6 protein-coding genes and 1 pseudogene are annotated in these 9,743 nt (G+C 55.2%); 6 read left to right on the forward strand and 1 reads right to left on the reverse strand.

Annotation, left to right across the window (positions count from 1 at the left end; genetic code table 11):
- Positions 1–452: pseudogene (locus VTU_RS0104010) on the reverse strand (bifunctional riboflavin kinase/FAD synthetase); the annotation flags it as partial.
- Between the two features lie 164 nt (positions 453–616).
- On the opposite strand from VTU_RS0104010, the gene VTU_RS0104015 reads away from it, so the two are divergent.
- From VTU_RS0104015 to VTU_RS25620, 6 genes are all read left to right on the forward strand, one after another.
- Positions 617–1,174, forward strand: a complete 558-nt coding sequence (locus tag VTU_RS0104015; RefSeq protein WP_010101034.1) for an HNH endonuclease — start codon at positions 617–619, stop codon at positions 1,172–1,174.
- 505 nt (positions 1,175–1,679) lie between these two features.
- Positions 1,680–2,243 carry a GspH/FimT family pseudopilin gene (locus VTU_RS0104020; protein WP_236610626.1) on the forward strand — a complete coding sequence of 188 codons (564 nt, stop codon included), beginning with the start codon at positions 1,680–1,682 and terminating at the stop codon, positions 2,241–2,243.
- Positions 2,244–2,252: 9 nt separating this feature from the next.
- On the forward strand, positions 2,253–2,888 hold the full coding sequence (gene pilV, locus VTU_RS0104025; protein WP_010101038.1) for a type IV pilus modification protein PilV: 636 nt from the start codon (positions 2,253–2,255) through the stop codon (positions 2,886–2,888).
- Positions 2,889–2,893: 5 nt separating this feature from the next.
- Complete coding sequence (locus tag VTU_RS0104030; RefSeq protein ID WP_029554089.1) at positions 2,894–4,000, forward strand: PilW family protein; 1,107 nt, start codon at positions 2,894–2,896, stop codon at positions 3,998–4,000.
- A gap of 33 nt (positions 4,001–4,033) precedes the next feature.
- Positions 4,034–4,741, forward strand: coding sequence for a pilus assembly PilX family protein (locus VTU_RS25615; protein ID WP_236610627.1), 708 nt, complete (start codon positions 4,034–4,036; stop codon positions 4,739–4,741).
- A 25-nt stretch (positions 4,742–4,766) separates the two neighbouring features.
- Positions 4,767–9,701, forward strand: coding sequence for a pilus assembly protein (locus VTU_RS25620; RefSeq protein ID WP_050809435.1), 4,935 nt, complete (start codon positions 4,767–4,769; stop codon positions 9,699–9,701).
- Positions 9,702–9,743 lie beyond the last annotated feature (42 nt).

Consider the following 9,743-nt stretch of genomic DNA (forward strand, 5'->3'; position numbering starts at 1 on the left):
CCCCGCGCCTGTGCGGCCGCATCCAGCATGGCGTAGTCCCCCGCGCGCTGGCAGCCGAAGCGAAAGTCGTCGCCCACCAGCACGTACTGCGCGCGCAGGCCCTGGAGCAGCACCTCGTCGATGAATCCCTCGGGCGACTGGGCCGCAAGCCGCGCGCCAAAGGGCAGCACCACGGTCTGGCGCACGCCGCAGCGCGCCAGTTCGGTCAATTTGTCGCGCAGCGTGCCAATGCGCGCAGGCGCCAGCTCGGGCCGGTTGTGCGCGCCTGCAAAGTAATCGCGCGGATGCGGCTCGAAGCTGAGCACGCAGCTCTCCACGCCCCGGTGCGCGGCCTCGCTGTTGAGCAGCGCCAGCAGCGCCTGGTGGCCCCGGTGCACGCCATCGAAGTTGCCGATCGTCAGCGCGCACGCAGGGGCGATCCCCGGATGCTGGAATCCACGAAAGATCTTCATCGGTTCGTTATATTTTTGATAGCAGCATGCGCAAGTGCACCAAGCACGGGACGCCGATTCGTCATGAAAACAAGGTATATTGTGACCGACGGGCGGTCCTGCGACCGCCCGCACGGTATCCGTATCCCGGATCCTCGTATCCCCCATGTTTCAGGAGGCGTGTTTTGAAGGTCTTGAAGCTGTCAGCCCAGGGACTGCCCCAGTCGTGGATCTCGCTTGAACAGGCGGTGATTCACTACGCCGCGGGCGAGGTGCGCTGGGAATCGGGCGGCCAGATCACGCGCTTTCGCGGCGGCTACAACGCCGTCACGGGCGAGCAATCGGTGATCGACGTGAACAGCATCATCGGCACCAAGGGCGTTCCCACGATCAACCCCTTCAACCTCAAGCCCGGCCTGACGAACGGCAAGCTCTTCGTGCGCGACCGCAACGTCTGCGCCTACTGCGGCGGGCATTTCCACGAAGAGAACCTGACGCGCGAGCACATCGTGCCCTTTGCGCGCAACGGGCAGGACCACTGGATGAACGTGGTCACGGCCTGCCGCCCCTGCAACCACCGCAAGGGGCCGCGCACGCCCGAGCAGGCGCATATGCCGCTACTGTACGCGCCCTACGTGCCCAGCCTGTGGGAAGACTTCATCTTACGCAACCGGCGCATCCTGGCCGACCAGATGGAGTTTCTGATGGCCCACGTGCCCAAGTCGTCCCGCCTGCTGGCCTGAGCCGAATGTAAGCGTTCAGCCTCTCTGCAACGCGAAAAAAACCGGTGCGGCCCGGAGCACACCGCCTTTAAAACCCCCCAGTGGCTCTGGCAGTCTGAAAAAGACCGCAGGCCCGGCCAATGGGGTGCGCCATTGCCCCGCGCCATGAGCGTCCCCGGTGCCGTCCATCGCGGCATGGCCGTATCGATAATCGGTCCAGGTCACCGATTAATTGGGGGCATTGCAAATTGTTTATGGCAACAAATCCCCACACGCTGTTGCAATAAATCCGCAAGACCTGGGGGCGCAGTGAGATAGTAGCCGGGCGGTATGGCACACATTGATCTTCGAAGATGGATATCCCCGTGAACACCCATTCAGGCGATGCGCAGGGACTCGTCGGACGAAATTTGCTGCTTTGGGCTCCAGCAACCCTTGGGAATGACGGCATCCGGGTAGACAAACGGGCGGCTGCGCCTGGAGATATTCGCATATGACAAAGTCATCTGACCACCACCCGTGCAGCGTGCCGCAGGGCTTCACGCTGATCGAGTTATTGGTGACACTCGCCCTGGCCGTCACCCTGGGCAGCTTGGCGGCCCCCTCGGTGCGTGATTTCATCGTGCGCAGCAAGCTGACCAATCTCGGCAACGAATTCAAAAGCAGTGTTCTGAAAGCCCGCAACGAGGCGGTCAATCGCAACACATGCGTCACCCTGTGCATGAGCAGCAGCGCGGGCGACGCCGCTCCGCAATGCACGGCGACGGGGGCGGATTGGGAGGTGGGTTGGATTGCCTTTCTCAACCCCAGCTGCGACAGCGGTGCCACGGCGCCAAAAGATGACATCAACATGCTGCTGGTTCACCAGGCAAGCGGAGCATATTACAAATTGCAGGCACAGGCGAGCAAGAAGAAAATGACTTTCAATGCCCGTGGAGCACCCGGTGTGGCCGATTTGGATCAATTCAACATGATTTATAAAGATGCCAGCGATGAACTGACAAAAAAATATGCGTTCAACATTTGTATGGATGGCCTGGGGCGTACCCGCACGCTGCCTCCAGATAAAACATGTGCAAATTATAAATAATGGAATCATATGAACCATCTGCATGCGATATCCAAAGCCGGACCGTTGTTCGCACACGGTGTGACCTTGATTGAAATGATGGTGGCGGTCCTTGTCATGTCCATCGGTTTGCTGGGTATTGCCGGGCTTCAGGCGGCCAGTTCCAAATACAAGATAAACACATGGGCACGTTTGTCCACATCGACCCTGCTTTCCGACTTGTCGGAACGGATCCGGATCAATCCGGATGTTGCAGGGACCAGTTTTGCCGCCGCAGGGGTGAGCAGCGCGTCAGCGTACGTGATCGATGACGACTGGAAGACCCAGCAGTCAGCCACGCTGGTCGTGACGAAGAACTGTGAAACGACAGTGTGTACTGCCTCGGAGCGTGCCACTTTTGATTTGCTCGTCTGGCGCCAGCGGGTTCGCGAGAGCATGCCGCAGGGTGCGGCCCAGATCACGGGGGATAGAAGGAACGGGTTGACGGTCACGATGATGTGGTTTGACAAGGAGCAACTGGGGCCGGCGAGTGGCGTGCTGGTTCTGGCCGCCGCACATACCTGCGTCGCGGCGACGGACAAGGGAATGGCCCAGCAAACTTGCTGCCCGGCGGCTGCCGCTGTTCCGGTCGGGGTTCGCTGTGCCCGCTTCTCTTTTATTCCGTGACGCGCATGCTCCCATGCGCTCGACGCCAACAGGGCCTGACCATCGTCGAACTGATGGTGGCGATGAGCATCAGCCTGGTGATCGTGGTTGCTGCCGCTTATGTTTATCTGGCAACGCGCGAATCACAGCGTGCCATCGACAGAACTTCCAGCAGCCGCGAAACCGGTGCATTCGTAATGCAGATGCTGGGGCGTGAAATCATGAATGCCGGGTTTTATCCTGCCGCATCGGTGTCGATTCCTCCAGACTCCGCCCAAGCGGGCATGTACGACACCTACCCCCCGCTGCCATCTGATCCACGAGCGACTACGGACTGGCAGGATCCCGCGACCGGCTGGCCTCCTGCAGCATTCCAGTCGGGTATTTATGGCTGCGACGGTGGAGTATTCGACGTGGCCACCAGCACCTGCCCCGCTACCGTGAATGCCGATGCAGACACCCTGGTCATCAACTATTTCACCAGCGATACCAAAAACATGGGAACCAGTACCGGGCGACGCCTGGATTGCACTGGCAGCGATGTGGCTCCAGAGACGGCGGGAGGAGGAGACCCGCACAACGACGAGCGTAAGAAAAACTCCAACGGCACTCCGCCAACGCAGACGCTTGAAAACATCCCCCCACAACTGCCTGTTTTTGTATCGAATCGATTTACGTTGAAGGCGACCAAGATCGCGGTCGACCAGCAAGAGATCAAGACCAAAAGCCTTGTCTGTAGCGGGAATGGGAAAAGCCCCCATGGAAAAGCAGCTGATGCAGAGACGTACCAGGCCATCATTGAGGGTCTGGAAGATCTCCAATTTACCTATGGTGTTTACGACAGCGCAACTACCGTGACCCCATCGCGATTCTACACGGCGAAAGAAGTCAGTGCCCTGGGCTCCCTGACGCTCAATGGCGTGGCCGTCCCCCCTTGGCTGCGGGTGACGGCTGTGCGCGTTTGTCTGCTGACGCGCACCCTGGGGGGCAATACGCGCATTGCAGACAAGGCAGGTGCTCTGCGCAAATACCGCGATTGCAACGACACGGCACAAGAGCAACCCTCTGGAGACACCATCACCCGACATATTGAAGTGTTTGGCCTGCGCAATAACATGAAGCAGTATTATTAGAATACGAAGTTGCGAGGCAAACAAGAAATGCATATGACGGCAAAACAGCGAGCGCATGGCGTGGCACTGGTGGTCGTATTGCTATTTCTGGTTGCGATCACCGGAATCAGCGTCTGGACGGCCCGGCAATCAATGCTTGCAGAAGGTATGGCGCGCAATCAGATGGACCAGGAAGCCGCCAGGCAGGCAGCAGAATCAGCCCTGCGGGACGCTGAGCGGGACATAGACAATGCAGCATTGGGGGTCCAGATGGACAAAGCATTGTGCCAGCGCTATGCATCCCCGACCAATACCAATGGCCTGAACCCCAATGATTTCGATGCGAATTGCAAGCAGGGTCTTTGTTTTATGGCTGACGCCGATTATGCGAAAAGCAATTGGGAGAAGGCGACCAATGCGGAGCCTTGGTGGCCAAAGAGCAAAGGGGGGAAGTGGAATGATGATGCGGATAAAAAACCAAGTCGAGACCCTGCGGCTCCCTCCCAGTGTTCCTCGTTCACGGGAGGTGTTCCTTTGGGAACATATACTGGCGTTCCTCCCATCCCCGGCGTGGCCAAACAGCCGGAATACCTGATCGAAGTATTCAGACGCAAACAGATACGAATGAACTTTGAGGAAACCCGTGTGACTTCGACGAACGAGAAAGCCAACCAGTGGTCCACCATGTATCGGGTCACGGCCCGGGGTTTCGGTTATTCGCAGAGAACCCAGGTGGTTCTGCAGGCAGTGTTTTTTCCATGATGGTCGAAAGTGTCAGGAGCATGCCATGAAGATATCTGACTATATGAAATCAAGTTTGCTGCTTGCCGCGCTGCTCAGCACGGTGAATCTGTCGGCAGCGCCCGTGGATGTCTCTGCACCGCGCAATATAATACCGCCCAACATCGTCAGTACGGCCAACATACCCATGCTGATGTTGACGGCATCCAAAGACCATCTGCTTTTTGGTCCCATTTATACCGATTTTGAAGATCTTGATGATGATGGCATTATTGATACCACCTTCAAGCCGACTTTTGAGTATTATGGATATTTTGATTCGATAAAATGCTATTCTTATGACAAGGCAGCCGGACAATTCAATCCAAGCGCCATGGCCACCCAAACCACCACAACTGTCGGCACGGTGACTTCGACCAAATACAGTTGCGAGCCAAAAAAATCCTATTGGAGTGGCAATTTTCTTAATTGGGTGACAATGACCCGGTTGGATATTGTTCGCAAAATGTTGTATGGTGGGTACCGTGACGTAGATACCATCGGCTCCACGGTCTTGGTGGGAACCAGCTTGGTTTGGGATGCGCATTCATTTGTCAAATACTACAGGGGAGATGATATTGGGGATTACACACCGTTCAAGGTGGATGACCTTAAAAAGGCAGGCGGACAAAACGCTGGAAAGTACGCAGGTTTGAGTATTTGTATAACCGGTGTTTCGGATGAGGCCCCCAACGCAGCTGCTCAAAGATTACCCCCCGTCATGCGTTTGGTCAAGGGAAATGTACGATTTTGGTCTACCGTAGAATGGGAGGAATGTCGGTGGCGTGAGAATTATCAGTATGCAGGAGCTTCTTTTGGTCCTAAACTTGCACGGTTCTACTTCAGCGGTCAGACGGGGAATGGGGAGGTCCGGCATGAAACAGAAATCCCGTCACAGGCTGTGGATGGCGCTGTATATTCCGGCATAGGGCCTGAGCTGAAAGTTCGGGTCAAGGTATGTGATCCTGCCCTTTTAGGTGAAGAGCGTTGCCAAGCGTTTCCATCTAATTCGACGAGCAATTTCAAACCCTTTGGATTGCTTCAGGAATTTGGCTACCCCAGAGCCCTTGGAGAAGCGGCCCGGGCAGAGTTCGGGCTGATCACGGGCAGTTATGACAATTACCATGAAAACTATCTTAGCAATAATCGACGGGTAGTCGGTGCAGCAGGAGCGCTGCGGAAAAACATGGGTGATATGGAGGATGAAATTAACCGCGAAACCGGTATTTTTTGCCATAACCCGAATTCTAAATGTGCCACGACCTTGCCTGATGGTCGAGCGACAGGTGTTGGCGCGATCAAGGCGTTCGACTCCATGCTCCTTTATAGCCGTGCATACCATAACTTCACCAGCGATGCTGCCTGGCTCAATCCTGTTGGCGAAATACTGGCCCAGGCATTGCAATACTATGCCCATACCGGGCCATCCACCAGTCCATCCAGAACTACCAACCCCAATGACAGCAGTGTTGGAATGCCGCTTCCCGCATGGAGTGATCCATTCGTCGATTCAAAAGAGCGGCGGGAAAAATATGGCAATGCAGTTTGCCGCCCTTTGAATATTTTGGCGATCTCTTCCAGCACCATAAGCTATGATGAAAACGCGAATACACCATTCGCTACTTTGCCCAATTCTGCAGCCGGTCTGGATTCCTTTGTCAATAAAATAGGTGATGCGGAAGGCATCACTGGAACTTCCCGCTCCGTAGGCTCCGTGCCCGGCAATGATGACAGGTCGTGTTCTGCCAAGCAGGTGAATAAGCTCTCAGATGTCAGGGGTATTTGCCCAGAGGCTCCAGCCATGAAGGGGTCCTACCATGTTGCGGGGGTTGCGCTCTATGGTAACACCAAGCCGGTTCGCATATTGACCACCCCTCCGGCGGATCTGGCCGAAGTCGAAAATGCGTTGAAGGTCAGGACGATGGCAGCTTCCCTCTCGGGTGGAGCACCGCGCATCGATGTTCCTGTCCCTGCTGACCTTCCTGTTCCTATCCCCCTCGCTCCCCTCGCTCCTGCCATTCCGAAAAAATATGTATCCATCACGCCTGAAAGTGTTCAAGAAGGCGGCGAGCCAAATTCTCCCTTGACCTTTGTTTCAATCAGTTCCGGTCCGCTCTATGGTGCATTCATCGTGACTTGGAACGACACATTTTTGGCTGCTGACTACGATATGGATATCACAGGCTTTATCCGGTATGACTTGATCAGAAACCAGAGTTCACCTTCTGGTTGGGACATCAGGGTCCGGACAGATATTCCCAACGTATGCGGTGGTCTTTCGGGAACGCATGGTTTCAGCATCGTCGGAGTTCAGAAACGGGATGGTAGCCACACCAGCGCCAATGGTCGATACCTGACCCACCAACACGGGCGTGGGAATTGGGGATGGGGATCAGGGATACTGCCCAATATGCCACCAATATCTCAGTATCTGTGTGGCGATAGCACTTACCGAGCCAAGACGCTCGTCGACAGCACAGGCGCTACCGTAAGTTACGCTGATACCGTGTGTTTTGTTACCCAACAATATAATTATTGTGCAGTAAAGGACATGGATTATTTGCACGACGAAACATTCCACATGGTTGGTGAAGCGAATGCCCTGATCAAGGAGCCACTCTGGTACGCCGGAAAATATGGATCGTTCAAGTCCAGTGTCAGAAATGCCGATGGAACCTACAGTACCGTGGACATGCCTTCCACCCAGTTGGACTGGGACAGTATCAAAGCAGATGGAAACAGTGGCTCGGATGGTATTCCGGATGGTTATTTTCTTGCGCGTCGCCCGGAGTTACTTGAAGCGCAGTTGCACAAGGCGCTGAATGTAGTCGCCAAAACTTCGAGTGCTGCCCCTGCCGTTGCATCAGCGCAATTGACAGGGAATGACTATAAATATGTGGTGAAATTTGACAGCACTACCGTGTCAGGTACTGTGGATGCCTATAAGGTTGATTCTGAAGGTGAGTTCAGTACATTGATCGCTTGGGAGGCGGGGGATTTGCTCAAGATCCGTGTCAGTATTGATTCAGGAAAAAATAGATCCATTATTACCAACAATGGAAATGGTTCGGCTGCAGGCGTGAAGTTCCGCTGGGCATCTTTGCCTACGGCGTATAAAACACAGATGTCGAAAGACAGTACCAATAAATTGTCGGAAGCGAATGCGGAGATGGTGCTGGATTATATGCGTGGAGATAAAACAAATGAGGGTATCAGCGGTCTGCGCCAACGTGCTAGCGGTTTTCTCGGTCCGATAGTGAATGGAGCGCCCTGGGTCCAGGGCAGTCCCGGTTCTACCCTGGCTGGTATTGGGTCAGATGGGTATACTAAGTTTTTCGGAGACCATAAAACTCGCATCAAACTGCTTTGGGTGGCCGCAAACGACGGGATGCTGCACGCGTTCAATGCGGATACAGGCGCTGAGGTTTTTGCCTATGTGCCAGGCGCATTGGCCAATCGACTGGCGGAGATACCGCTGCAGCGGGGCACTGGTGCGCGAACAAAATTGGGTGGAAATAATTTTGTCACAGGCAATGAAAAAAAACCTGCGGGCACGGTCTGGCCCTATGTGGACGGGAGTCCTTTTTCTGCTGACGTCAAAGTGGGGACCGATTGGAAAACCTATGTCTTTGGCACCTTGGGGCGTGGCGGCAAGGGTATTTTTGCCTTGGATGCCACGGAGGTTGTCAATTTGACGGAGGCCAATGCTTCCACGGTATTCAAGTGGCAATTCACCTCGGATGATGATGAGGACCTGGGATATATTACCGGTGACGTGTCGATTCATCCTGCGTCCAGCCAGGCACTGCCGGTTGCCAAAATGAATAATGGAAACTATGCCCTGCTTCTTGGCAATGGCAATAAGTCCAAAACGGGCAAAGCGGTGTTGTTTGTTCTTTATATGGATGGCCCCACCGGAGATAAATGGACGGGGCGCTACGAGAAAATTGTGGTGGATGCCGGCTCCAACAATGGACTGTCAGCGCCGCGCTGGGAAGATGTTGACGGCAATGGCACAGCGGATGTCGCCTATGCAGGTGATATGAAAGGCAATATCTGGAAATTCAATCTCGCAGACAGCAGTCCAGCCAAATGGGGTTCTGCATTTAAAACGGGAACCACCGCGCAACCCTTGTACACTGCCACCTATGTCGACACTGCCGGCAACGTGACACCTTTGCCGATCAGCACGGCGCCACAACTTTTGTTTATGGGAAAGGGCGGACTCATGGTTAATTTTGCCACCGGCAATGCATTTGAAACCGGAGATTTTCCCAGGACTGGTGTGGTGCAGCGGGTTTATGGTATTTGGGATCGGCCCGGCCTGGGAACCCCGCAGGGACGCGCTCGGCCCATCGGGATCAAAACCTTGGCGGCCCGAAAGTACACCCGAAACGCTGATGGCGTAGTGACCATCACTTCCGATACCACTCTGAATTGGTCTACCCACGATGGATGGTATATGGATTTGCCAGGCTCTGCGGAGGCGGTTCTGTCAGACCCTTCTCTGGACGCGGGGGTCATGACCTTTGTGACGGTTCGTCCGAAAGGGGCTGCCAGCAGTGACTGTTCTTCAACCCCCGAATCATCGTTCTATACCGTGGATCCGATTTCTGGCCGGGCTGAACGCAATATTCAGGGAAGTATCACGGTGTCCAATCTCAAGGTGCTGGTCGCAGCCAAGGACATTAGCGATCAAAAGGTGCGTGTGGTCGCGGATCGAACCAAAAAACCTTTCAAAACCACTACCAAGGCTTGTACGGCCGGAGATCCCGGCTGCACTTGCGTGAGCACTGGTTGCACCAAGGAAGATGCCCCCATCTGCGGGCCCGATCAACGCGCAAAAAGGGTCACCGGGCGCAGCGTTGACGCTGTTCTGTGCACCAGCACTGCGCCCCGCTTGCAATGGCGGGAAATCCCCGGCTTGAGGACGGATCAATGAACCACCAGCGGACGCAGCGTGGTTTTACGCTGATCGAGGTGA

Origin of the sequence: Verminephrobacter aporrectodeae subsp. tuberculatae At4 (genome assembly GCF_000193225.1) — a bacterium.
GTDB classification, from domain to species: Bacteria; Pseudomonadota; Gammaproteobacteria; order Burkholderiales; family Burkholderiaceae_C; genus Acidovorax; species Acidovorax aporrectodeae.

Coding starts and splice junctions, on each gene's coding strand:
- VTU_RS0104030 (WP_029554089.1), top strand. CDS start 2,894: ATGCTCCCATGCGCTCGACGCCAACAGGGCCTGACCATCGTCGAACTG.
- VTU_RS25620 (WP_050809435.1), top strand. CDS start 4,767: ATGAAGATATCTGACTATATGAAATCAAGTTTGCTGCTTGCCGCGCTG.
- pilV (WP_010101038.1), top strand. CDS start 2,253: ATGAACCATCTGCATGCGATATCCAAAGCCGGACCGTTGTTCGCACAC.
- VTU_RS25615 (WP_236610627.1), top strand. CDS start 4,034: ATGACGGCAAAACAGCGAGCGCATGGCGTGGCACTGGTGGTCGTATTG.